We start from the raw sequence: 23,601 nt of genomic DNA, 5'->3' as shown, positions 1-23,601 counted from the left end.
CTCAGCCGTTCCTGACCGGACCGGCCGTGTCCAGCGCCGACCCCGTCTGGTCGGCCAGGGTCACCGCCACGAGCCGGGCCTGAAGCGAGGGCACCGGGCCCGGGCCGGGGGTGAGCATGAAGCGGCCGAGGTAGTGGCCGTTGCCGTAGGTGCGCAGTTCGATCTCGCCCTCGGGCCAGCCGGCGGCATCCACGTCCCAGGAGCGCTTGCCCACCGTCACACTGGCGTCGTCGTGCAGGCGCGGCGGCTGCCCCAGGAGAGTGCCGTACTCGAAGCGGCAGGCGCGCAGGCCGAGGACGTCGGTGAGTTCGCGCCGGACGTGGTCGACGACGGTGTCCGCGGACCGGGCCGACTGCGCGAGGTCTGCCGTGGTGTGGATCCGCGCCAGGTACCCCGCGTCCGTCACCGTGATGACCTCCAGACGCCGGGCACGGGCGGCCAGTTGGGACACGATCAGACCGACCGCAAGAAGCAGTACCGCCGTCTCGATGTCAGCGGATGCGCTGATGTCGAACGTCTCGTACGGCCGGGTGAGGAAGAAGTCGAACCAGGCCGCCGCCGACAGGGCCGCGACCACGCCCGCCGTACGGCTGCCGAGGGCGGCCACCGCGACGACCACGACGACGAGGACAAGTGCGGCGTTCGTGTGCGACAGGCTGGTACGGAGCGGAACGAGTGCAAGGGCCACCAGGAAGGGGGCGGCCAGGCCCGCCGTCAGGGCGAGGCGGTCCCGCAGCGGCCAGGACCGGGGCGTGACACGGGCCCCTCCCCCACGGTGCAGCTTCCAGCTGCCGGTCACAGTGCTCATCACACGCCTCCTGCGCTCTGCTCGGTCGGTACGGCACTCAGGGTCTGCGCGGCGAACGGCAGCGACACGACCATCGTGAGGCCGCCGCCAGGGGTGTCTTCGGGGGTGAGGGTGCCGTTCATGGCTTCCGTCAGTCCTCGGGCCAGGGCCAGGCCGAGACCGAGGCCGGTGGTGTTGTCGGTGTCGTCGAGCCGCTGGAACGGCTCGAAGAGCCGGTCGCGGCCGTCGGCCGGCAGACCGGTTCCGCGGTCCACGACCCGCAGCTCCACCCGGCCCGCCAGGGCACTGGCGGTGACCAGCACCTTCTTCCCCGGCGGTGTGTGGCGAGCGGCGTTGCCGACCAGGTTGGCGAGCACCCGTTCCAGCAGCGGTGGATCGGCCAGCACCGCCGGGATCTCCTCGACGTCCGCCACGTCCACACCGGGGACGTCCGCCAGCGCCATGGGCAGCACCTCCTCCAGGGAGGTGGCACGCAGGTTCAGGGTGAGTGCGCCGGCCTCCAGGCGGCTGAGGTCGAGGAGGTTCTCCACCAGCCGGTTGAGCTTGGCCATGGACTCGTCGGCGGTGGCGAGGAGTTCGTCGCGGTCCTCGGCGGAGAAGTCCACGTCCCGGCTGCGCAGCGAGGTGACAGCTGCCCAGCCCGCGGCGAGCGGCGTGCGCAGGTCGTGGCCGACGGCACGCAGCAGGGCCGTGCGCAGCCGGTCGGCGGCCTTCACCGGCTCCGCCTCGGCGGCGGCCTCGGCGAGCCGGGCCCGTTCGACGGCCGAGCCCACGTGCGCGGCGAACGCGGCCAGGACCCGTCGTTCGGACGACGACAGGGTGCGGCCCCGCAGCGCGAGCCAGGCGCCGGAACCGGCGGGAACGGCCGTCACGCCCGGCGCGCCCGGCGGTTCGTCGACCAGGTCCGCCGACTCCATCCCGAAGGTCTCACGGGTGCGTTCCAGCAGGGCGGGGATGGTCGCTTCGCCGCGCACGATGCTGCCGGCCAGGGACGACATGGTCTCCGCCTCGGCCGTCGCCCTGGCAGAGCGGCGTGACAGGCGCAGTGACCGGTCCACCACGGCGGCCACGGTGGCGGCCACGACCGCGAACACGGCGAGGGCCAGCAGGGCGTTCGGGTCGTCGAGGGTGAAGGCCCCGATGGGCGGGACGAACCAGTCGTTGAGCAGCAGGGACGCCGTGACCGAGGCGATCACCGCCGAGGCGACCCCGCCTATGCAGGCCACGCCCACCACGGCGAGCAGGAACAGCAGGGCCTCGCTGGTCAGGTTGAGGGTGCCCCGCAGCTGGGCAAGAACGACCGTCAGCAGCACGGGAATCACCAGCCCGGCAACCGGACCGGCGATCAGCCGGGCCGTCGACAGCGTGCGGCGCCTCGACGGCAGCAGGGCGCCGCGCCCGGCCCGTTCGTGCGTGACCCGGTGGACGTCGATGTCGCCGGACAACTCGGTGACCGTCTCCCCGGTGCCGGGCCCGGTCAGGAACCGGGCGAACCGGCCGCGTCGGCTGGTGCCCAGCACGAGCTGGGTGGCGTTCTCGGCCCGCGCGAACTCCACCAGCGCGGTGGCCACGTCGTCGCCGACCACCGAGTGGTAGCTGCCGCCGAGATCCTCGACCAGCCGGCGCTGCCGGGCCAGCGACGCATGGGAGACACCGGCCGCCAGGCCGTCGCTGCGGGCCACGTGCACGGCGAGCAGGTCCGCTCCTGCCATGGGGGTCCCCCCGCTCGAGCGAAGCCGAGAGTGGGGGAGATCGGCGATGCGCGCGGCCCGCCGGATCAACGTGTCACCCTCCGGGCCGCCGCTCAGCGCGACCACGACACGCTCGCGGGTCTCCCACACCCCGCCGATGCCGTGCTGCGAGCGGTACTCCTGGAGTGCCTCGTCGACCCGGTCGGCCGTCCACAGCAGCGCCAGCTGCCGCAGCGCGGTCAGATTGCCGGGCCGGAAGTAGTTGGCGAGGGCCGCGTCGACCTTCTCGGGCGCGTAGATGTTGCCGTGCGCCATCCGGCGGCGCAGCCCCTCGGGCGGGATGTCCACCAGCTCGATCTGCCAGGCGCGCCGTACGACCTCGTCCGGGACGGTCTCGTGCTGGGGCACCCCGGTGATCTTCTCGACCACGTCGTTGAGGGACTCCAGGTGCTGGATGTTCAGCGCGGTGATCACGTCGATGCCGGCGTCCAGCAGCGCCTCGATGTCCTGCCAGCGCTTGGGGTTGCGGCCCTCGCCGGGGACGTTGGTGTGGGCGAACTCGTCCACGATCGCGAGCTGCGGCCGCCAGCCGAGCAGCGCGGCCAGGTCCATCTCCTGGAAGTGGCCGCCGCGGTAGGAGCAGGCGGTCCGGGGGACGGCCGCCAGGCCGCCGAGCATCGCCTCGGTCTGCGGGCGCCCGTGGCACTCCGCGAAACCCACCACCACATCCGCCCCGCGCGAGGCGCGCCGCCGCCCCTCGTCGAGCATCCGGTAGGTCTTGCCGACCCCCGGAGCCGCCCCGAGGTAGACCTTCAGTCGTCCGGGCCGTACGTCACTCATCGCCGCCGACGCGCTCCGCTCACTGGTTCAACTCCCCCACGCACAGGAGGTCCCTCCTCTCAAGAAAGCCGCTTCGCGGGGCCCTCGGCGCGGCTGTTAGCGCTTCCTTGGCGCCGGCCCCGGGGACCTTGACACTGTCTTGACGTGACCAGGCCCGATAGGGTGAGGGAAGGTGTGCCGGGAAGTCTGGTCGGCCGGGAGTCAGAGTGGTTCCCGTTCAGGCTCCAAGGGGACGGCATGCGCAGCGTCGGTACGGTTCTGGCCCTCGTGGTCCTGGCCACGGTGGTGGCCACCTTCGCACGCCGCTGGCGCATCCCCGCCCCCTCCCTCCTCGTGGTCGCCGGTCTCACGGTGGCGCTGCTGCCGGGCACCCCGCAGATCGAGATCAGCCCGGACGTCATCGGCCTCGTCGTCCTCCCGCCACTGCTGTACGCCTCCGCCGAGGAGATGCCCTGGCGTGAGCTGCACGCGGTGTGGAAGCCGGTCGGCATCCTCGCCATCGGGCTGGTGCTCGCCTCGGCGGCAGCCGTAGGCGCGGTGGCAGCGCTGGTGACTCCCCTGTCCTGGCAGATGGCGTTCGTACTGGGCGCGATCCTGGCCAGCACCGACCCGGTCGCGGTCACCGCACTCGGCCGCCGGCTCGCCCTGCCGCCCAGGGTCCAGGTCCTCGTCCAGGCCGAGAGCCTGTTCAACGACGCGACCTCGCTGGTCCTGGTCCGGGTGGCGGCCGGCATCGCCGTGGCCTCCGCCGCCGCCAACTGGGGAGCGGCCGGCGGCGAGTTCCTGGTGCTCGCGGGCGGCGGCACCCTGATCGGCGCCGCGGTGGCCGGCGTGATCACCCTGATCCGCCGCCGCACCGAGGACCCTGTCCTGGAAACCGTGATCGCCCTCGTCACCCCGTATGCCGCCTACCTGCTGGCGGAGGCCGCGCACACCTCCGGCGTGACCTCGTGCGTGGTGGCCGGCGTGGTCCTCGGCGGCCGGGGCGACCGGCTCACCAACGCCCGCATACGCCTTCAGCTGCACGCCGTGTACGGCACGGTCGTCTTCCTCCTGGAGAGCGTCGTCTTCAGCCTGATCGGACTGGCCCTGCCCGCGCAGGTGCGGGCGCTGGCCGACGGCGACCGGGCCTGGCCCCTGTACGCCCTCGCGGTCGCCGCCACACTCGTCGCCGTACGTCTGCTGTGGCTCGCGCCCCTGTCGGCGCTGGTCCAGCGCAAGGGTGGAATCGGCCGGGTGAACTGGCGGGTGCCGATGGTGCTGACCTGGGCGGGCACCCGCGGGGTGATGCCACTGGCCGCCGCCCTGTCCATCCCCGAGGTCATGAAGAACGGCACCCCGCTCGCCGACCGACCACTGGTCCTGGTCCTGACCACCTCGGTCGTGGTCGTCACCCTCGTCATCCAGGGCTTCACCCTCGCCCCGGTCGTCCGCGCCTCCGGCATCGCCCTGGAGCCCGCCCACACCGCACGCGAGGAGGCCGAGGCCCGCTCGCACCTCGCCCACGCGGGTCTGGCCCGCGTAGAAGAGCTCGCGGAGCTGGAGGTCGTGCCGGACGTCGTCCTCGACCGTCTCCGCCGCGGCCTGACCGCCCGCCTCGACGACGCCCGCGACCGCCTCACCGAGCAGAACGGCACCGCGGTCGCGACCGAGTCCGCCGACCTGGTCTACCGCCAGCTCCGCCGCGACCTCATCACCGTCGAGACCACCGAGCTCCAGCGCCTCTACGACGCCCACACCATCAGCGACACGACCCGCCGGAGGTTGCAGCGGTGGCTGGATCTGGAGGAGGCGCGGTTGTCGGACGCGTAGCACTCCGCGAGGGAAAGCCGAGTCAACTTCGGAGTCGTGCTTCGTCTGCGAGTCCGCCGTGGTTGCTCGCGCCCACGCGGCGGAGCCGCACATCGATACGGCCCCCCGCCCCTGGCGGGGTGCAGTGCCCCGGAGTATTTCAGCGGAACTCTGCCAGCCTCGGGCGCAAGCCCAGAGCCGTCAGAGCCGCTGCGGCGAACAAGACACCGCACACCCACGGAAGCCAGCCGCTCACCGCCGACCGCCCCGCGCCGACGGACGACGTGAAGTGGGCGCGGTTGATGGCCGTCACCTTGTCCAGGGCGGTCATCCAGGCTCCGAAGTGCGCGTTGGACGTGCCCGGTTCCCAGCCCATGCAGAACTCGACCGCTTCCTGTTCCTTGCCGGCCGCCAGCAGCGCACGGATCAGGCGGTCGTCGCGCTGGTAGACGGCGTACGTCCGTACCGTCTTCTCCGCCGCCGCCCGCTCGCCGGGGAAGGTGATGTTCGCCAACTCGCGCTGGAACTCGCCGGTGAAGCGCAGAACGTGGTGGTCGGACTCGTACGCCTGCCAGGTGGTGGCGAGTTCGGAGTCGTACGTCGACAGGGTCGCGCCCTTCAGGCCGTACAACTGCTGCGACTTGGCGAGGAACGCGTCCGCGTACTGGTCACGGCGCTGCGGGTCGAGCAGGTAGCGGCTCTCGTCGGCGTTTGCGTCATAGGCGATCGCGCGGGCCCGCGAGAGGGCGACGACGGAGTCGAAGGCGTCATGCCGGGCCACGCGCAGGTGGCCGGCGGAGGCGGAGAGCATCTGGCTGCCGAGGATCACCGCGAGCAGCGTGCAGACGGTGGCGGCCATCACACCGGGGTTGAGGATGCGCCGGAAGCTGCGGGCCAGGTACCACTGCAGGACACCGAGTACGGCCAGCAGCAGCACGCCGAGAGCAAGCACTGCGGCGAGCTGTGCGGAGAGGCTGGAGCGGGCCGAGGTGTACTCGGCGTCGAAGGCCGCGTCGTTCGAGGAGACCAAGGTGTTCGCGGCAGGCAGAAGTTGGGCGCGCAGCAGGTCGGTCGCGCGGCGGTAGTCGGCGAGGGCGGCCGGTCTGCCACCGCGGTGGCCGTCGTTCTCCAGAGCCCGGCCGATCAGCTCCTGGTACTCGGCGAAGCCGTCGGTCAGGGACTCCACGGTCTTCTCGTCGGCCGCGCTGCCCTGGGCGGCGACGGCGAGGGTCCGCAGATCGTGCCCGATCTCGTTGCGCGCGTCGCCGTAGAAGCCGACGGCCTTCGTGTACGGCGTCTGCAGGCGTCCCTTCCCCGCGTCCCCGCCGGACAGCAGGATGTTGGCGGCCTGGGCGTCCATGTCGTTCAGGGCCAGGTCGAGATCGGCGGCGCTGGTCGTGCGGGGCGCGTCGCGCCCGGCCACCCTGCTCCAGGTGCCGAGGGTGCCGAGTCCGGCCACCAGCAGGAGTGTGGCGAGGACGGCGACGAGCAGGACCGTGGCCGCGCGCAGAAGACGCAGCCGCGCGGGCACGGACGCCCAGTAGCGGCGGCGCAGAGCGGCCCGAGCGGCCCCGGCCCGCCGCCCCGGGCGCAGCCCCGGACCCGGTCCGGCCGTCTGCGAAAACCCTCGCTGCCGTGGACCGGGGCTGCCCCCGGACGGGGTGACCACCGTTCTTCGTGGCGGTGCGCTTTCCTCGGCTTCCTCGGTCTGAGGACCCTGCGCCGACCCGGCCGTGAGAGTCACGGTCCCTCCAACGTCACGCCACGGACGGTGTATCCGTCCCCCCGTTGCCGATCAGTCTGCGACCGGATCCGGCCACCGGCTGTTCTCCTTGACGGGTCCCTGATGGCTCCTCAGCTTTGTTTGACGGCACTTTGACGCCAACGGCACCCGGCCGTACAGGTGCCGCAAATTCCCTGTCCGGCACGGGGGTTATGGCTAAGGGCGACGCTGGATTCGCTGTGGGCCGCCAGGGAGACCGTGAGCGTCAGCGGCCTCCGGCCGAAGGAGCCCCCACTCCGAAGCGGTGCGAAGGCGGTCCAGTGCGTGTCCCATGGCAGGCACCCGCGCGCGACATCCGTCGTCGTCCTGCGCGATTTCGGCGTCCTGGGCGAGCCCGGCGGCGTCCGGCCGGAGGTGTACGGCATCCTCTGCCAGGTCGTCGGCGGCGGCGCCTTCTCCAAGACCCTCGCCACCACCGGCGGCTTCCTGGCCACGCCGTCCGCGAGTACGTGCGGATGTTCGGCGAGTTGCAGACCTTCTCCAGCGCCATCACCCCGTACAGACCGCGGCCGCCCTCGCGGCCCTGCACATCGTGACCTCACCGGAAGGCACGCAGCGGCGGGCGGCCAGCGCGGCGGTCACCACCCGGCTGTGCGAGGGACCCACGGCCCGCGGTCTGGAAGTCACGGCGACGTCGTCTGTCCGGTCGTCCCGGTCCTCATCGGCGACGTCCCCTCCGGCCTAATCGCCCACCTGATTGAGCAGTCGGGCGTCGCCTCCGACGCCGCCCGCTTCCGTCTGCAGGCCATGGCAGACCACGGCGGCGACGATGTCGACACCGCCATCGACATCTACATCCGCGACGCCTGTATACGCTCGGCACGGGAGGCCATCGCCTCGACCCACCGAGCCGCCTGACGCACACCCCCGGCAGGGCTACCCCGTCGCGAAGGGCGCCGCCCTGCCGCCAGGTACAGGCGGCTCCCCAGCGCTCCACGCAGGCGGCCCTCGGCGCCACCCTCCTCACCCCGATGTGCAATCGGCACGCACCTGCCGCTCTTAACGGAGTCTTAGCGCGCTTGGAGCACACTCCCATGGGCCCAGGCGTCACTCTCTGCTTACGCTGGTGCCGCCGTCCGCGTGATGGCCGGAACCCCACGCTGAGCCGCACATCTGGAGCACGCCGATGGTCACCACCGAACACCCACCGCGCCGTCTGCGTGCGTGGATGCTGGAGGGGCTGTCCGACATGGGCAAGCCCGGCGGCCACACCGGCCCCCACGCCGAACCGGAGCCCCCGCACCAGGGCCAGCGCTGGTGGCGGGTGATGTGCCTGACCGGTGTGGACTACTTCTCGACCCTCGGCTACCAGCCGGGCATCGCCGCGCTCGCGGCCGGTCTGCTGTCGCCGATCGCGACGATCGTGCTGGTCGTCGTCACCCTGGCCGGCGCCCTGCCGGTCTACCGGCGCGTCGCCGAGGAGAGCCCGCACGGCGAGGGCTCCATCGCGATGCTGGAGCGGCTGCTCTCCTTCTGGCAGGGCAAGCTCTTCGTGCTGACCCTGCTCGGCTTCGCCGCCACCGACTTCCTGATCACCATCACGCTGTCTGCTGCGGACGCCTCCACCCACCTCATCGAGAACCCGCACCTGACGAGCACGCTGCACGGCCAGCAGATGATCATCACCCTGCTGCTGGTGGCCTTGCTCGGCGCGGTCTTCCTCAAGGGCTTCCTGGAGGCCATCGGCGTCGCCGTCGCCCTGGTGGCCGCGTACCTGGCGCTCAACACCATCGTGGTCATCGTCGGCATGTGGCACGTCCTCACCGCCGGGCACGTGGTCACCGACTGGACCAGCACCCTCACCACCGAGCACGGCAACATCTTCGCCATGATCGGCGTCTCCCTGCTGGTCTTCCCCAAGCTCGCCCTCGGTCTCTCCGGCTTCGAGACCGGTGTCGCCGTGATGCCGCACGTCCAGGGCGACCCGGACGACACCGAGGAGAATCCCAAGGGCCGCATCCGCGACACCAAGAAGCTGCTCACCACCGCCGCGCTGATCATGAGCGTCTTCCTGATCGCCACCAGCTTCATCACGACGGTGCTCATCCCGGAGAACGAGTTCAAACCCGGCGGCCAGGCCAACGGGCGCGCGCTCGCCTACCTCGCGCACGAGTACCTGGGCAACGCCTTCGGCACGGTCTACGACCTCTCGACCATCGCCATCCTGTGGTTCGCCGGCGCCTCCGCGATGGCCGGCCTGCTCAACCTCATGCCCCGCTACCTGCCCCGCTACGGAATGGCTCCGCACTGGGCCCGCGCCGTGCGCCCGATGGTCATCGTCTTCACCCTGATCGCCTTCCTGGTCACCTGGATCTTCGACGCCAACGTCGACGCACAGGGCGGCGCCTACGCCACCGGCGTGCTGGTCCTGATGTCCTCCGCCGCGATCGCGGTGACCATCGCCGCCCGCAGGGCCGCGCAACGCGGGTGGACCATCGGCTTCGCGGTCGTCTCGGCGGTCCTGCTCTACGTGACCGTCGCGAACGTCGTCGAGCGCCCGGACGGTGTGAAGATCGGTGCCTGCTTCATCGTCGGCATCATCCTGCTCTCCCTCCTGTCCCGCCTCGCCCGCGCCTTCGAACTGCGCGTGACGAGCGTGACGCTCGACGACATGGCGGAACGATTCGTCCGCGATATGGCCAGCCGCAAGATGCGGTTCATCGCCAACGAGCCGGACCGCCGCGACAAGGCCGAGTACCGCGACAAGATCGAGCAGATCCGGGCCGACAACGACATGCCCGAGCAGGAGGACTTCGTCTTCGTCGAGGTCACGGTCACCGACCCCTCCGAGTTCGAGGCGGGACTGACGGTACGCGGCGAGGTCCTGCACAACCGCTACCGCGTCCTGACCCTGGAGTCGGCCTCCATCCCCAACGCCCTGGCCGCCCTGCTGCTCCACGTACGCGACAGCACCCGCTGCACCCCGCACATCTACTTCGAGTGGACCGAGGGCAACCCGTTCGCCAACTTCCTGCGCTTCTTCCTCTTCGGCCAGGGCGAGGTCGCCCCGGTCACCCGTGAGGTGCTGCGCGAGGCTGAGCCGAACCGCTCCCGGCGGCCCCGCGTCCACACCGGCTGAGGCGACCGCGTCAGGATCCCGTCAAGATTCAGCCGTACGCCGCTAGGCCGTGTATCGAAAGTGGATCTTGGGCTGTGAATGATCACGGTTCATGGGGCGGGGAGATCTCACGAACGAACAGTGGGCGATGCTGGAGCCGCTGCTGCCGAAGGGAATGAAGGCGGGGCGACCGCCCGTCTGGCCTCGGCGGCGGCTGATCGACGGCATACGGTTCCGAGTCCGGACCGGTGTTCCGTGGCGGGACGTGCCCGTCGAGTACGGGCCGTGGGGCCGGGTCTATGACCTGTTCCGCCGGTGGCAGCGGAGCGGCACCTGGCACCAATTCTCACCCGCCTGCAGTCCCAGGCCGACGCCGCGGGCGCGATCGTGTGGGACCTGAGTGTTGACTCCACGGTGTGCCGCGCCCATCAGCATGCGGCCGGGGCCCGCAAGCAGGGTGACTTGCAAAAGGAACCACCGGGTGGGGTGTTCACCGAGCCCGGAGATCACGGGCTCGGACGTTCACGCGGCGGGTTCACCACCAAGCTGCACCTGGCCGTCGAGCAGGGCCAAAAGCCCATGTCGATCGTGATCACGGCCGGGCAGCGAGGAGACTCACCGCAGTTCCAACCCGTGCTGGAGAAGGTTCGCGCGCCCCGCATCGGTCCGGGCCGGCCACGCGTCCGCCCCGATCGTGTACGGGCGGACAAAGCGTATGCCTCCCGCAGGAACCGCGCCTACCTGCGCCGGGGGATCCGCTGCACCATCCCGGACAAGGACGACCAGGCACGCAACCGCCAGAAGCTCGGCTCCCGTGGCGGACGGCCGCCGCACTTCGACCCGGTCGACTACCGCAAGCGCCATGCGGTCGAGTGCGGGATCAACCGCCTCAAGAGACATCGCGCCGTCGCCACGCGATACGACAAGCTCGCCGTCCGCTACGAGGCAACCGTCCTCATCGCGGCCATCAACGAGTGGCTGTGACTCTCGGCTGTCACGTGGCGGGATCCACGTTCCACGCCGCAGGCAGATCGCTGCCGCAGAAGACGCAGACGAAGTCGTCCTCGCGCACGATGTTGCACTCCTGGCAGTCAGGACACCGCCGGAACACCACCTCATGGGTGAACCCGGAGGGTCGCCCGAGCCCTACCTCGTCCAGAGCACGAGCAACTTCCAACCAAGAGGTGACGTCCGGGCAGTACCCGGTGGACTGATTGCTGACCTCGCTCACGGCCCACCGGTCCGCCTCGCGCACGAAGCCGATCTCACCGGCACTCAAAACCAGGGCTCCGCCGGCACAGGCCACGTGCTCGCTTCGCCGCGGCGCCAGCCGGAGCACGCCGTCCGTGCCAACCACGAAAGTGAACGGTTCGGCCAGCTCCGCCGCCGATCGCTCAGCAATCCAGCCACCGAACTCAGCGGCCGAGCCGATCGGGCACCCGCCGTTGTCAGGCCGGACCGCAGCCTTCAGCTCGACCGGTCCGACGTATCGGTAACTCCGCCCCCGCGTACTCACGTGAGCCAACCTAGAGCACTTCCGACACACGCCCTAGGTCCGAAAGCTGTTACGCATGACGGGGTATGGAGCATGGGGCGGGTCATCCTCGTGCGTTCCAGACGAGGGGGGCCTTGCGGATCCAGGTGTCCATCTCCAGCGTGTCGAGGAGGAAGCGGGCGAGATCGGCGCGGTTGATCCACGTCCCCGGCTTCTCGGTGCCGGCCTCGGCGGCGTGCGGAGAGCCGCTCATCGGCTTGTCGGTGAGGGCGACGGCCCGGGCGAGGGTCCAGTCGACGTCGGAGGCGCGAAGGAGCTTGTCGACGCCGTGGTGGTCGTCGAAGCCGGCCTTGAGGTTGGAGACCTTGATCAGGGCCTTGAACACCGGGTTGAGCCGCGCCCAGTCGTCTCCGGCGCCCATCGTGGAGGTCACGACGATCCGGTTGATGCCCTCCTCCTTCATCACGGTCAGGGTGTTGCGGGTGACGTCGGTCATGAACATGGGCGGACTGACGGGTTTGGCCCAGGGGTTGTCGGAGGCGCGGGAGTTGTTGAGGGCGCTGATCACAGCCTCCGTTCCGTCGGCGGCCTTGCGGAGGTCGTCGATGCTGGCGGGCGTGCCCTTGATCAGTTCGACGCCGGCCGGGGCCTGGACGGCGTCGGGGTTGCGTACGAGGGCCCGGACGCGGTGGCCGCGCTGTGCGGCCTGCTTGAGGACGTGGATGCCGGTGCGGCCGGTGCCGCCGAGGATGAGCAGGTGGGACATGGTGATCGATTGCCTTTCGGGACCAGCATGGCCGGGCTCTTTCGGGACCATCCCGGCCGCGGTTGGAGACGGGCAAGGCCGGTCAGGCGGCCTGCCGGCCGCCGATGGCCGTGGCCAGGCCGCGTGCCTGGGCGTGGGCGTCGGTCAGTGACGCCTCGTGGAGGGGGAGGAGAGGGGCCATCATCGGCACGTGCGGGGCCATGGTCAGTTCGGGTAGGACCGTCGTCAGGTCGAGGCCGAGGTTGGCCGGGTGGCCCAGGACGGTTTCCAGCGTGGGCACCAGGTGGTCCATGCCGTGCTTGGGGGCGCCGGGGCCGTAGCCGCCGCCGCGTGCGGAGATCACCGTGGCGGGGCGGCCGAGGGTGGGCGGGGCTGCGTCGAAGCTCAGGGTGCGCCCGGCGACCATGATCTGGTCCAGCCATGCCTTGAACACGGACGGCATCGTGAGGTTGTACATCGGCACGGTGAAGAGGTAGGCGTCGGCGCCGAGGAACTCCTCGATCAGTTCGTCCTGGACCGCCGCGGCTTTCGCCTGCTCGGGGGTGTGCTCGGCGGGGTCGGTGGTGCGGGCGGTGATGCCCGCCGCGCTGAGGTGCGGGGCGGGGGAGACGGCCAGGTCGCGGTGGACGACCGCGCCCTTCCACTCGTCACGGAAGGACCGGGCGACCTGACGGGAGACGGATGCCTCGCCGAGCGAGGAGGCGTCGATGTGCAGCAGGTAGGACATGGAGAGGTCAGCCTTTCGACATGATCAAGGGTGTGTCGTGGGGTGAACGGTGGAGGTCAGCTGCGGGCCGGTACGGCGCAGCCGTCGGGGCCGCAGACCGCAGCGTCGCCGTCGGTCGCGAGGGTGAGCGGGTGGGATGCGTCCCAGGCCGTGCGCAGCACGTCGAGAAGGCCGTCGCTGTCCTGGGCCCCGGGGATGCCGTACGTGCCGTCGACGACGATGAAGGGCGCGCCGGTGGCGCCCAGGCGCTGGGCGCGGGCGGCATCGTCGCCCACCTGCCGCTGGTAGCGGTGCTCGGTGAGCGCCCGGCGGGTGCCCTCGCGGTCCAGGCCGATCTCCAGGCTCAGGTCGAGCAGGTCGTCCAGGCTGAAGACGGGGCGGGCCTGGCCGAAGTATGCGTGGAAGATCGCGTCCCAGGCTTCGCGGTTCTTGCCCTCGGCGGAGGCGTGGGCGAGGAACTCGTGCGCCAGGTCGGTGTTGGCGACCAGGTTGTCCAGCACCCTGTAGGGGGTGAGTCCCTCGGCCTCGGCCAGCGCCTCGATCCGACGCGTGGACGCCTCGGCCTGGGAGCCGCCCATGCCGTGCCGGCGCAGCAGCACCTCACGGACGCTGAACGTCTCATCCACGGGGAAGGAGCTGCTCAGCGGGAACGAGTGGTGGACGACCTCCACCTCGTCGCCGTGCTCGAACCGCTCAACAGCCCGGTCCAGACGGTGGCTGCCCAGTCCGCACCAGGGGCAGGTGACCTCGGCCCAGATCTCGATCTTCATGACGCGCGCCTCCCGTGCCTGCGCTTGCTTCCTACTTTTTGTTCGTAGCGTCATGATGGGACAGTATGGAAGTCGATACAAAAGGCACATCGGTGTTCGTGCCGGAGAGGAATGTGCGTCATGGAGGTCACCGGCAGTTCGGGCGGCGCGGCGGCGGTGGGGCCCTGTGCCCGCATCCCCGCCGAGCACATGGCCTTCATCCGGCAGGTCCTCGACCGCGTCGGCGACAAGTGGAGCCTGCTGCTCATCGCGGTGGTGGAGGCCGGCCCGCTGCGCTACACCGACCTGCAGCGCCAGGTCCCCGGAATCTCCCAGCGGATGCTCACCCTCACACTCCGCCAGCTCCACGAGGACGGTCTGATCACCCGCACCGCATACGCGGAGGTTCCACCGCGCGTCGAGTACTCCCTCACCCCGCTGGGCCGCGGCCTCCACGAGATCGTGACATCCCTGATCGGCTGGGCCGCCGACCACCACGACGAGATCCGCGAACACCGCGCCCGCGCCGCGGCACCGGCAGCCCGGTCCTGACCGCAGGATCAGCGATCGGCTGTCGGCGCCGCGTGCAGCGCGGACGCCCGCGAACACCACTAGTTGCACAACGACCTGCTCCGCCGCCGCGACCCGGGCCTGCTCGGCCTCGGTCTCAGCCAACTGCTTGCCCAGCAGGCCCCACGAGACCCGTCAGCGCCGCCAAAGAACGAAACCAGACCACGCCCTCGCCGCGTGACGGAAGCGTGTCCGAGATCACGAGAAAACGTCAGCGGCTGGAAGCCGCCGCGTCTGGAAAAGATGCCCACGCCTGTCTGAGCCGAGCCAAGGATGAGCGGCCCTAGTACCTGGGTACTACGGCCGCCGCCGCTATTCGGTCCGTTTGTGCCGCTGAGATGGCTCGGATCGCTCTTAGCGTGAGTTCTGGGCCCCGCGCAGAGACCGGCGCCTTCTTCGCACCACTTTCTTCGTCCGCTATCTGGGAGTAATCCGTGGCCACGTTCCTGTACCGGCTGGGCCGGCTAGCCTTCCGGCGACGCCGGCTGGTCACCTTGTTGTGGATCGTCGTACTGGCGGGCCTCGGGCTCGGCGCCGTGAACACCTCGGGCAACGCCATCGACACCTTCACCGTTCCCGGCAGCCAGTCGCAGCAGGCGCTGGACCTGCTGGGCAAGGAGTTCCCGCAGGCGTCCGCATCGGGTGCCAGCGCGCGCGTCGTCTTCCAGACGGCCGACGGCAAGAAGATGACGTCCGGCAGCGCCAAGACCGAGGTCGACGCCCTCGTCGCCGAGCTGAAGACGGCTCCGCAGGTGGCGAGCGTCTCGGACCCGTACGTCTCCGGGACGGTCAGCAAGGACGGGACGATCGCCTACACGCAGGTGACGTACAAGGTCGCCCAGGCCGACGTCAGTGAAGCGGCCAAGGACGCCCTGCACAAGGTCGCCGACGAGGGCGACAAGGCGGGCCTCACCGTGAACGTCGGCGGCACGGCTGTCAAGGAGAAGGCGACGACCGGCCCCACCGAGCTGATCGGCATCGCGGTCGCGGCCGTGGTCCTGGTCATCACCTTCGGTTCGCTGGCCGCGGGCGGTCTGCCCCTGCTGACCGCGATCTTCGGTGTCGCCATGGCGATGCTCTCGATCACCATCGCGACCCACCTGTGGAACCTGAGCTCCTCCGCCCCGACCCTCGCGCTGATGCTGGGCCTGGCGGTCGCCATCGACTACGCGCTGTTCATCGTCTCCCGCTACCGCAACGAGCTCAAGGACGGCCAGGACCCGGAGGAGGCCGTCGGACGCGCCCTGGGCACCGCCGGTTCCGCGGTGGTGTTCGCCGGTCTCACCGTGATCATCGCGCTGGCGGGACTGAGCGTCATCGGTATCCAGATGATGACCGACATCGGTCTGTCCGCCGCGTTCGCCGTGGCGATCGCCGTGCTCATCGCGCTGACCCTGCTGCCCGCGATGCTGGGCTTCGCCGGGAAGCGGATCACCAAGGGCAGGCTCAAGACCGGGCGCATGAGGAGGCTGGAGCGCGGTGAGGGCGAGTCGATGGGCGTGCGCTGGGGGCGGTTCGTCACCCGCAACCCGGTGAAGATGCTCGCGGTGTCCGTCGTGGGCCTGCTGGCCCTGGCCGTTCCGGCGCTGTCGCTGGAGACGGCGATGCCCGACGACTCCGTCGCCGCCCCGGGCAGCAGTGCCCGCGTCGCGTACGACACCGTGACCAAGGGCTTCGGTGCCGGCTACAACGGCCCGCTGACCGTGGTCGTCGACGCCCGTGGCAGCGGCAATGCCAAGACGGCGGCAGCGGACGCGGTCACCCTGCTCGGCACGATGGACGACGTGGCGTCGGTGAGCCCCGCCCAGTTCAACGCCTCCGGTGACGTGGCGCTGATCCGTGCCGTGCCAAAGAGCTCCCCGAACAGCCAGGAGACCATCGACCTGGTCTCCGGCATCCGTGACCATGGCACCGCGTTCACCAAGGACACCGGCGCCGACATGATGGTCACCGGTACGACCGCGCTGAACATCGACGTCGCCGCCAAGCTCTCCGACGCCCTGGTGCCGTACCTCGCGGTGGTCGTGGGTCTCGCCCTGGTGCTTCTGTTGCTGGTCTTCCGCTCACTGCTCGTCCCGCTCAAGGCCGTTGTCGGCTTCCTGCTCAGCCTGTGCGCCACCCTCGGTGTCGTGGTCGCGGTCTTCCAGTGGGGCTGGCTCGCGGGCGCCCTCGGCGTCGACCAGAGCGCGCCGATCACGAGCATCCTGCCGATCTTCCTGGTCGGTGTGGTGTTCGGGCTGGCCATGGACTACGAGGTCTTCCTCGTCACCCGGATGCGGGAGGCGCACGTGCACGGGGCCGAGCCCACCGAGGCGGTCGTCGCGGGCTTCCGGCACAGCGCCCGGGTGGTCACGGCCGCGGCGATCATCATGATCTCCGTCTTCGGTGGCTTCCTCCTGGACGACGTGCTGCTGGTCAAGTCGATCGGCCTGGGCCTGGCCTCCGCCGTCCTGTTCGACGCCTTCGTCGTCCGGATGACCCTGGTACCCGCCGTGATGACGCTGCTCGGCCGCCGTGCCTGGGCCCTGCCGAAGTGGCTCGACCGCTTCCTGCCCAACGTGGACGTCGAGGGCGAGAAGCTCCGGCACGCCCTCGCCGGGCAGCAGGACGCCGACCTGGAGTCCGACGGGCGGCACGAGTCGCTGACACCCGCGTCACCCGGCCGGAGCTGACCAAACGGCCGTACGATCCGGTCCAGGGCCAGGCAGGCAACCCCTTGACTGGCCCTGGGCAGCCAGCCCGGGCCGGATCGCACCCCGGCCCACACCCATACCCCGCCCGCCGGTCCCACTTCCCCCGGGGACCGGTGGGCGGTCCTCCTGCACCACGGAGGTGTACGCAGTGACCTCACCGCCGACAGTGGAACGGGTCGGCGACCCCGAAACCCTGCTGGGCGACTCCGAGCACCGCATGATCGTCCGGCTGTTGTCCTGGTTCGTCCGGGTGAACCGGGCCGACCAGGCCCACCCTCGGGTCAGGCACTGGGGGCTGCCCGTCCTCCAGGCCATGTTCGGGCTCCCCGCCCTGGCGAAGGCCGTCGACGGTTCCGGGCCCGGCGTCCCCACGGTGGCGGCGCTGGTGATCGGGCTGACCGTCCCACTGCTGTGGCGCGAGCGCCGTCCCATGCCGGTCTTCGCCGTCATCGCGGCCGTGTCCGTGGCGGACATCGCCACCGGTGTCATGGCGGGCTCCAACGTCAGCCGTCTGGTGGCCCTGTACAACGTGGCCCGTCTCGGGACCCCGGTCCAACTGGCCGTCACCCTCGCGGTCAGCCTTCCCGAGGCGGTCGTGACCGGCCTGGTCTTCTCGTCGTACGGGCCAACGTCGTATTTCACCCAGGTCCCGGCCATGGTGACCGTACTGGTCGTAAGCACCGTGGCGGCGGTCGGACTGGGGCTGGCCGGCCGGGTCGCACGCGCTTACATCGCCGCTCTGGAGGACCGGGCCGTCCGCCTGGAGATAGAGCGTGATCAGCGGGCCCGCCTCGCGGTGGCCGACGAGCGCGCCCGGGTCGCCCGCGAGATGCACGACATCCTCGGCCACACCCTGTCGGTGATCGTCGGCCTCGCCGACGGCGCCGCCGGCCTCGCCGAGACCTCACCCAAACGCGGCGCCGACACGCTGCACATCATCGCCGACAGCGGGCGCAGCGCCCTGGCCGAACTGCGCCGTCTGCTCAACGTCGTCCGCGCGGGCGACGAGAAGCCAGAGGCCACCCCGCTCGCGCCGCAGCCGGGCCTGGCCGACCTCGACGCCCTGCTGGCGAGGGTCCGGGACGCCGGTCCCACCGCCACCCTGCACACCGAGGGCGACCTGACCGGCCTCGGTCAGGGACTCGAACTCGCCGTCTACCGCATCGTCCAGGAAGCCCTGACCAACACCCTCAAGTACGCCGCCTCCGACACCACAGTGAGCGTCGTCATCGCCGTCGTCTCAGGCGCCGTGCACATCAGCGTCGAGGACAGTGGACCGGCCGCAGCACCGCGGGCGACCGACCGAGAGGGCGGCGGTCACGGCCTGGTCGGCATGCGCGAACGGGCCGCCCTCTACGGCGGACAGGTCACCGCGGGACGCAACTCCCGGGGCGGCTGGACCGTCCGCGCCCGTCTGCTCCCTCCCCCGTCCCATCCCCCCGCTCACACGGAGAGCCAACCGGCATGACCACCGTTCTCATCGTCGACGACCAGGCGCTGCAGCGTCTCGGCTTCAGCATGCTCCTGGAACAGCAATCCGACCTGAGCGTGGTGGGCGAAGCCAGCCACGGCGCCGAAGCGGTCCGCAAGGCCGCCGAACTCCGCCCCGACGTCGTACTCATGGACATCCGCATGCCCGGCATGGACGGCATCGAGGCCACCCGCCGCATCGTCCAGGCCGGCGGCCGCTCCCATGTCCTGGTCCTGACCACCTTCGACCTCGACGAGCACGCATATGCCGCCCTGCGCGCCGGAGCCAGCGGCTTCCTGCTCAAGGACGCGCTGCCCGACGAACTGGTCGCCGGCATCCGCGCGGTGGCCGCCGGGGACGCGGTCATCGCACCCGGCCTGACCCGCAAGCTCATCGACGCCTTCTCCGACCGCCTGCCCGGCCGCAGCCCCGAGCAGGAGCGGATGCTCTCCGCGCTCACCGAGCGCGAGCGCGAAGTTCTCACCGCCATCGCCTCCGGCTGGAGCAACGCCGAGATCGGCGAACGGCTCAACCTCGCCGAATCCACCGTCAAGACCCACGTCAGCCACATCCTCGCCAAGATCGACGCCCGTGACCGCGTCCAGGCCGTGATCTTCGCCTACGACACCGGGCTGGTCAGGCCCGCATGACCGGCACCACGATCGATGGGCCTTGCAGATTTCTCTCACTCATCCTGAGCAAGGCACGGTTCCGAAGTGGGCGACCGCGCTGGTGCGGGCTCTGCTGGTCCTCACGAACAAGGAAGTTGCCCGATGACCGACGATCTTGTCGCTGGACTACCGCCCCGGACCTGGCCGAGCATCCCGACGCCCACGCACACCAGACCATCCGACCTGCAGTTTTCACGATGCACACTGCTCAGTCGCATCGCCGACTCGCACATCCTGTTCAGGCTGAGTGCAAGGACGCTGGAACCCGGCGTGCGGCGTCATGCGGGTCTCGGACGGCTGGATAGGGTGCGAATCCGCCGCGGTAGGACGATGACGCGTGGAGATCGTGATGCAGGTCGAAGAGCTGAACGCCGTGGACCGCTCGCAAGCCGACCCGATCCCGCGTCTCGGCTTCAACCCGCCGCGGCAGCCAGTGCCCGGCTTCGAGATCATCGACCTGGCCACCCTGCACCAGCGGCGCGCCCGCAGGGACCCTCACGGGGTTCACCGGGTCGATTTCCACACCCTTTCGCTGATCACGGAGGGCAGCGGGGAACACATGATCGACTTCGTGACCTATCCGTGCCGGCCAGGCACCCTGCTCTGGGTACGGCCGGGCCAGGTCCAGCGCTACGTCCGACCGGGCACGACCAACGGCGTGCACGTGCTGTTCACCCCTTCCTTCCCGCCTCACCTGAATTGCGCCGACCGAGTGATCAGCACCTGGTACGGACCGGCCTGCCGACAGCTCGGGGCGAGCGCCGACTACGCCGCCCTGACCACGCTGATCGGCCAGTTGCGCGCGGAGTACGACCGTCCCGACGAGTCGGCGTCACCGGAGATCCTCAGGCACCTCCTCGCCGCCGTGCTGCTGTACATCGACCGGCTTCCCCGTGACGGTGAGCACGGCGACCCGCACGCGGGCGGGGAGGTGTACGCCCGCTTCCGCACCGAGCTGGAACGCTCCTACGCCACCACCCGCCGCGCCGCCGACTACGCCGAGCGTCTCGGCTACACCGTCAGGACCCTCACCCGCGCCTGCACGGCCGCCACCGGGCAGCCCGTCAAGCACGTGATCGACGCCCGCGTCGCTCTGGAGGCCCAGCGGCTGCTGGTGCACACGGACGAGCCGATCGCGGCCATCGCCCGGCGCCTCGGCTTCCCGGAGTCCACCAATTTCGGCAAGTTCTTCGTTCGCCACACCGGCACGACGCCCGGTGCCTTCCGGAAACCGCGGAGCGCTGAGACTCGTGGTTGACGCGTCCGTCGTCGTTTCACCACGCCGTGTCCTCGTTCCACCTTGCAGGCCATGAGGTCGAGGGAAAAGCTGGAGATCGTTCTGGAAAGGCGCCCTGGACAAATCCTGCCCGGAAGTCGGCCACCGCTTTGGTTCTGTCGCGGCGCGGCAAGGCTGTTCGATCGTGTTTTCGGTGCACGCCTTGCCCGAGGTTGCGGACGGCGGCTCACGGCGCTCTCCGGAAACCACCTGCTACCTCCCACCGGAGTCCTCTCATGAGCGCCCTCGACTTCGCGGTCCTCGACCTCGACTTCCCCGCCGGCAGCAAGAACAAGACAACCACCCTCGTCACCGGTGAGACGGACGCCCTGCTGGTGGACACCGCCCTTGTCCGCGATGCCATGACCGACTGAACGCCCCACTCGCACCTGAGGACACATCAGATGAACCCGACCGTCGTACTGGTTCATGGCGCGATGCACACGCCGTGGATCTTCAACCCGCTGCGTGAGCGGCTTGTAGCCCGCGGTATCGCCTCCCGTGCCGTGCAGCTGCCCAGCAGCAACCCCGACAGTGCCGCTGCCCAGGGGCTGACCGCGGACGTGGCCGTGGTCCGTGCCGAGATCGAGGCCGTCGAGGGGCCCGTGGTTCTCGCCGCGCACTCCTACGGCGGCGTGCCCGCCACCTGGGCCGCCGCAACGGAGGACCGGGTCGCCGAACTCGTCTACCTCGCCGCCTTCGCGCTGGAGCCCGGGATCTCGATGATGGAGTGGATGGGCGGTGACTTTCCGCCCACCTGGATCCGCTCATCCGACGGTCTCGCCGTCAAGGTGGGGGACGCGGAGCAGTCCATCTTCAGCGGGGTCGACCCGGTCCTGACCGCCGAGGCCGTCAAGCGGCTCAACTGGCAGGGCGTGCGCGCCTTCACCGAGAAGCTGGGTGCCGCGCCGACGGACTTGCCTTTGACGTACCTCGTGGCCACCGAGGACCCCGCCCTCCCGCCGGCCGTGCAGGAGCAGTGGGCCGCGCATGCCGCCCACAGCCTGCGTATCCCCTCGGGACACTCCCCGCACCTCTCGCACGCCGACGAGGTGGCAGACCTTCTCGCGGGAGCGGTCGCACGCGTCGAACGGTGAAGACCTCCGAGCGCCGCCGAACGCCAAGCCCGCAGACCGGGCACGAGCACCAGGAGCATGACAGACCGTGTCCGAGCAGAAGGTCGGCGGCACCTGGCTCTCCCGCCTCCAAGCTGACGTCCGAGCAGAGACCCAGGTCGGCACCGTCGCCGGTGGAATCCCCGGTCACATCCAGGCACCGGGAGCTTGTCCCGGCGCCTTCAGCGGAGCCCCCAGGCGTGAGAGCAGCGAACTCGCGCTCTCAGCTTGGGAAAGCGACGGCGCTTGGATGGCGCTATAGCTTCTGACCTGCGGGGATGCCGTCCTGGGTGCCACGAAACCCACGGCCGGGCGGGATGATCCTATCCGGCCGTGGGCCTGGCGCCACGGTGCCGCCGGACACCTGGGTGAGGTGGTCGCCCCGACCTGACTGGTCGTAGACGACGGTGATGACGTTCAGCGATGAACCGATGCTCCACGGCCGACGGCTTCTACCGACGGCCAGTCATCAGGCATCGGCTTTCGATCCCAACACCCCCTTCACAGAACACCTGTTCGACGTGAAGGATGGGGGTGATCGCGTGTCAGTTCGGCACGTCGCTCGATGGACCAAGGCCCTACACATCACCTGACACCCCATCAGAACGAGCGTCAAATGAGCGTCAAGATGCCTCGGAGAGCGTCATTTCAGCGTCAAGATATCGCCCGTACCGCCCACACCGCACATAATGCGCATCGGCAAAGCCGCAGGTCAGGCACCCTTCCCGACCGGTTCAAGAATCGCCACGCATTCCACATGATGCGTCATCGGAAACAGGTCGAACGCCCGCAGGGTCCGTACCCGGTATCCGCCGTCGCGGAAGTACGCCAGGTCGCGGGCCAGGGCCGCCGGGTCGCAGGCCACGTACGCGATTCTGCGGGCGTCCAGCGATGCCAGGTGCTCCACCGTCTTACGGCCGGCGCCCGCGCGGGGCGGGTCGAGGACGATGAGGTCGACCTCCGTGATGCCGGTGCGCGGCAGGACCGTCTCGACCTTGCCCTGCTCGATGCGGACCCGCGGGAAGTCGGCGAGGTTGTGCCGGGCGTCCTCCACCGCGCGCTTGCCGGACTCGATGCCGAGGACCGCGCCCTTCTCGCCGAGGCGGTCGGCGAGGGCTCCGGCGAAGAGGCCCACCCCACAGTAGAGGTCCAGCGCCATCTCGCCCTTGCGCGGGAGCAGACCCTGCATCACCGCGGTGACCAGGGTGTCGGCCGCCTTCGGGTGGACCTGCCAGAAGCCGCCGCTGCCGACCCGGTGGGTGCGGCCGTCGGCGCGCTCGCGGACGAACGCGCGGCCGTGGACGCGGTGGATGCCGCCGTCGTGCTCGTCCACGCGCATGACCGACACGGGCCTGTCGAGTTCGACCAGGGGGAGGCGGGCGCCCGGGCGCGGTTCCAGGATGACCATGCGGTCCTGGGAGCCCGTCGCGGCGATCGCCTCCACCGACGCCATGCCCGACCAGTCCCGCTCCTCGATGCCCAGCTCGCTGACGCCCGGCGCCGCGATCATGCAGTGCTCGATCGGCTCCACCTCGTGCGAGCGGTGCCGGCGCAGTCCCGCGTTGCCGTCGGCGTCGACGGCGTACTGCACCCGGGTCCGCCACTGCGGTACCTCGCCCGCCGGCAGCTTGTCGCCCTCGGCGGGCATCACCGTGCCGTCCCAGCCGGCCTCCTCGGGAGTGAGGCCCGCGAGCCGCTGGAGCTGTTCGGCGATCACCTCGCCCTTGAGGCGGCGCTGGACCCCCGGCTTGGCGTGCTGCCAGTCGCAGCCACCGCAGCGGCCGGGACCGGCGTAGGGGCAGGGTGCTGCGACGCGGTCCTTGGACGCGTCCAGGATGTCCACCGCGTCCGCGCGCAGGAAGCGGGCGCCCTCCTCGCCCTCGGTCACCCTCGCCACGACCCGCTCGCCGGGCAGCGCGTGCCGGACGAACAGCACCTGGCCCTCGGCGGTCCTGGCGATGCAGTGCCCGCCGTGCGCGACCGGTCCGACCTCGACCTCGTACTCCGTCCCCACCAGCGATTTCTTCGGTTCTGCCTGCATGGCGGGGTGACTCCAGATCAAGGGGGAGGGAAACGGCCCGAGCTGAGGGCCGACGA

The 23,601-nt window shown here is 70.4% G+C and carries 18 protein-coding genes and 1 pseudogene; 11 read left to right on the top strand and 8 right to left on the bottom strand.

Going from position 1 to position 23,601, the window contains the following annotated elements; all coding sequences use genetic code 11:
- Position 1: 1 nt before the first annotated feature.
- Both OHB00_RS37255 and OHB00_RS37250 read right to left on the bottom strand, forming a co-directional pair.
- Positions 2 to 808 (bottom strand): DUF4118 domain-containing protein, encoded by an 807-nt coding sequence (locus OHB00_RS37255; RefSeq protein WP_406441503.1) that lies wholly within the window; start codon positions 806 to 808, stop codon positions 2 to 4.
- Positions 808 to 3,339 carry an ATP-binding protein gene (locus OHB00_RS37250; RefSeq protein ID WP_406441502.1) on the bottom strand — a complete coding sequence of 844 codons (2,532 nt, stop codon included), beginning with the start codon at positions 3,337 to 3,339 and terminating at the stop codon, positions 808 to 810. Before OHB00_RS37250 ends, OHB00_RS37255 begins: the two co-directional genes overlap by 1 nt.
- A gap of 237 nt (positions 3,340 to 3,576) precedes the next feature.
- Here OHB00_RS37250 and OHB00_RS37245 point away from each other — a divergent pair, with 237 nt between their 5' ends.
- The gene (locus OHB00_RS37245; RefSeq protein ID WP_406441500.1) at positions 3,577 to 5,151 is read left to right on the top strand and encodes a Na+/H+ antiporter; all 1,575 of its coding nucleotides are present in this window, start codon (positions 3,577 to 3,579) and stop codon (positions 5,149 to 5,151) included.
- A gap of 139 nt (positions 5,152 to 5,290) precedes the next feature.
- On the opposite strand, the gene OHB00_RS37240 is transcribed toward OHB00_RS37245, so the two are convergent.
- Positions 5,291 to 6,661: a hypothetical protein gene (locus tag OHB00_RS37240; protein ID WP_406441498.1), complete on the bottom strand. Its 1,371-nt coding sequence runs from the start codon at positions 6,659 to 6,661 to the stop codon at positions 5,291 to 5,293.
- Positions 6,662 to 7,504: 843 nt separating this feature from the next.
- Here OHB00_RS37240 and OHB00_RS37235 point away from each other — a divergent pair.
- The 3 genes from OHB00_RS37235 to OHB00_RS37225 all read left to right on the top strand — a co-directional run bounded on the left by OHB00_RS37235 (position 7,505) and on the right by OHB00_RS37225 (position 10,955).
- The gene (locus OHB00_RS37235) at positions 7,505 to 7,771 is read left to right on the top strand and encodes a hypothetical protein (protein WP_406441496.1); all 267 of its coding nucleotides are present in this window, start codon (positions 7,505 to 7,507) and stop codon (positions 7,769 to 7,771) included.
- Positions 7,772 to 8,039: 268 nt separating this feature from the next.
- The gene (locus tag OHB00_RS37230; RefSeq protein WP_406441494.1) at positions 8,040 to 9,992 is read left to right on the top strand and encodes an amino acid transporter; all 1,953 of its coding nucleotides are present in this window, start codon (positions 8,040 to 8,042) and stop codon (positions 9,990 to 9,992) included.
- A gap of 91 nt (positions 9,993 to 10,083) precedes the next feature.
- A protein-coding gene (locus tag OHB00_RS37225) for an IS5 family transposase (RefSeq protein WP_406441492.1) occupies positions 10,084 to 10,955 on the top strand; the annotation gives its coding sequence in 2 pieces (ribosomal slippage) (positions 10,084 to 10,312 and positions 10,312 to 10,955; 873 coding nt in all).
- A 10-nt stretch (positions 10,956 to 10,965) separates the two neighbouring features.
- Here the strand turns inward: OHB00_RS37225 and OHB00_RS37220 are convergent.
- The 4 genes from OHB00_RS37220 to OHB00_RS37205 all read right to left on the bottom strand — a co-directional run bounded on the left by OHB00_RS37220 (position 10,966) and on the right by OHB00_RS37205 (position 13,729).
- On the bottom strand, positions 10,966 to 11,487 hold the full coding sequence (locus OHB00_RS37220; RefSeq protein WP_406441490.1) for a hypothetical protein: 522 nt from the start codon (positions 11,485 to 11,487) through the stop codon (positions 10,966 to 10,968).
- 82 nt (positions 11,488 to 11,569) lie between these two features.
- On the bottom strand, positions 11,570 to 12,232 hold the full coding sequence (locus OHB00_RS37215) for an NAD(P)-dependent oxidoreductase (RefSeq protein WP_406441488.1): 663 nt from the start codon (positions 12,230 to 12,232) through the stop codon (positions 11,570 to 11,572).
- Between the two features lie 82 nt (positions 12,233 to 12,314).
- Entirely contained in the window at positions 12,315 to 12,959 is a 645-nt protein-coding gene (locus OHB00_RS37210; RefSeq protein WP_406441486.1) for an FMN-dependent NADH-azoreductase, read from the bottom strand.
- A 56-nt stretch (positions 12,960 to 13,015) separates the two neighbouring features.
- The gene (locus tag OHB00_RS37205; RefSeq protein WP_406441484.1) at positions 13,016 to 13,729 is read right to left on the bottom strand and encodes a DsbA family protein; all 714 of its coding nucleotides are present in this window, start codon (positions 13,727 to 13,729) and stop codon (positions 13,016 to 13,018) included.
- A 120-nt stretch (positions 13,730 to 13,849) separates the two neighbouring features.
- Here OHB00_RS37205 and OHB00_RS37200 point away from each other — a divergent pair, with 120 nt between their 5' ends.
- The 7 genes and pseudogenes from OHB00_RS37200 to OHB00_RS37170 all read left to right on the top strand — a co-directional run bounded on the left by OHB00_RS37200 (position 13,850) and on the right by OHB00_RS37170 (position 21,486).
- Positions 13,850 to 14,260 carry a winged helix-turn-helix transcriptional regulator gene (locus tag OHB00_RS37200; RefSeq protein ID WP_406441482.1) on the top strand — a complete coding sequence of 137 codons (411 nt, stop codon included), beginning with the start codon at positions 13,850 to 13,852 and terminating at the stop codon, positions 14,258 to 14,260.
- Between the two features lie 452 nt (positions 14,261 to 14,712).
- Positions 14,713 to 16,950 (top strand): MMPL family transporter, encoded by a 2,238-nt coding sequence (locus OHB00_RS37195; protein WP_406441480.1) that lies wholly within the window; start codon positions 14,713 to 14,715, stop codon positions 16,948 to 16,950.
- 169 nt (positions 16,951 to 17,119) lie between these two features.
- Entirely contained in the window at positions 17,120 to 18,439 is a 1,320-nt protein-coding gene (locus OHB00_RS37190) for a sensor histidine kinase (protein ID WP_406441478.1), read from the top strand.
- Entirely contained in the window at positions 18,436 to 19,092 is a 657-nt protein-coding gene (locus OHB00_RS37185) for a response regulator (protein WP_406441476.1), read from the top strand. Before OHB00_RS37190 ends, OHB00_RS37185 begins: the two co-directional genes overlap by 4 nt.
- Positions 19,093 to 19,462: 370 nt before the next feature.
- Positions 19,463 to 20,371, top strand: a complete 909-nt coding sequence (locus OHB00_RS37180; protein WP_406446158.1) for a helix-turn-helix domain-containing protein — start codon at positions 19,463 to 19,465, stop codon at positions 20,369 to 20,371.
- A gap of 254 nt (positions 20,372 to 20,625) precedes the next feature.
- Positions 20,626 to 20,745: pseudogene (locus OHB00_RS37175) on the top strand (MBL fold metallo-hydrolase); the annotation flags it as partial.
- A 48-nt stretch (positions 20,746 to 20,793) separates the two neighbouring features.
- Positions 20,794 to 21,486, top strand: a complete 693-nt coding sequence (locus OHB00_RS37170; protein WP_406441474.1) for an alpha/beta fold hydrolase — start codon at positions 20,794 to 20,796, stop codon at positions 21,484 to 21,486.
- A 730-nt stretch (positions 21,487 to 22,216) separates the two neighbouring features.
- Here OHB00_RS37170 and OHB00_RS37165 read toward each other — a convergent pair.
- Positions 22,217 to 23,545, bottom strand: coding sequence for a class I SAM-dependent RNA methyltransferase (locus tag OHB00_RS37165; RefSeq protein WP_406441472.1), 1,329 nt, complete (start codon positions 23,543 to 23,545; stop codon positions 22,217 to 22,219).
- Positions 23,546 to 23,601 lie beyond the last annotated feature (56 nt).

The sequence above is a fragment of the Streptomyces sp. NBC_00631 genome, assembly GCF_045206895.1.
Classification (GTDB): domain Bacteria; phylum Actinomycetota; class Actinomycetes; order Streptomycetales; family Streptomycetaceae; genus Streptomyces.
Note: the sequence above shows the minus strand (reverse complement) of the source record. Positions and strands in the feature narration are given on the sequence as shown.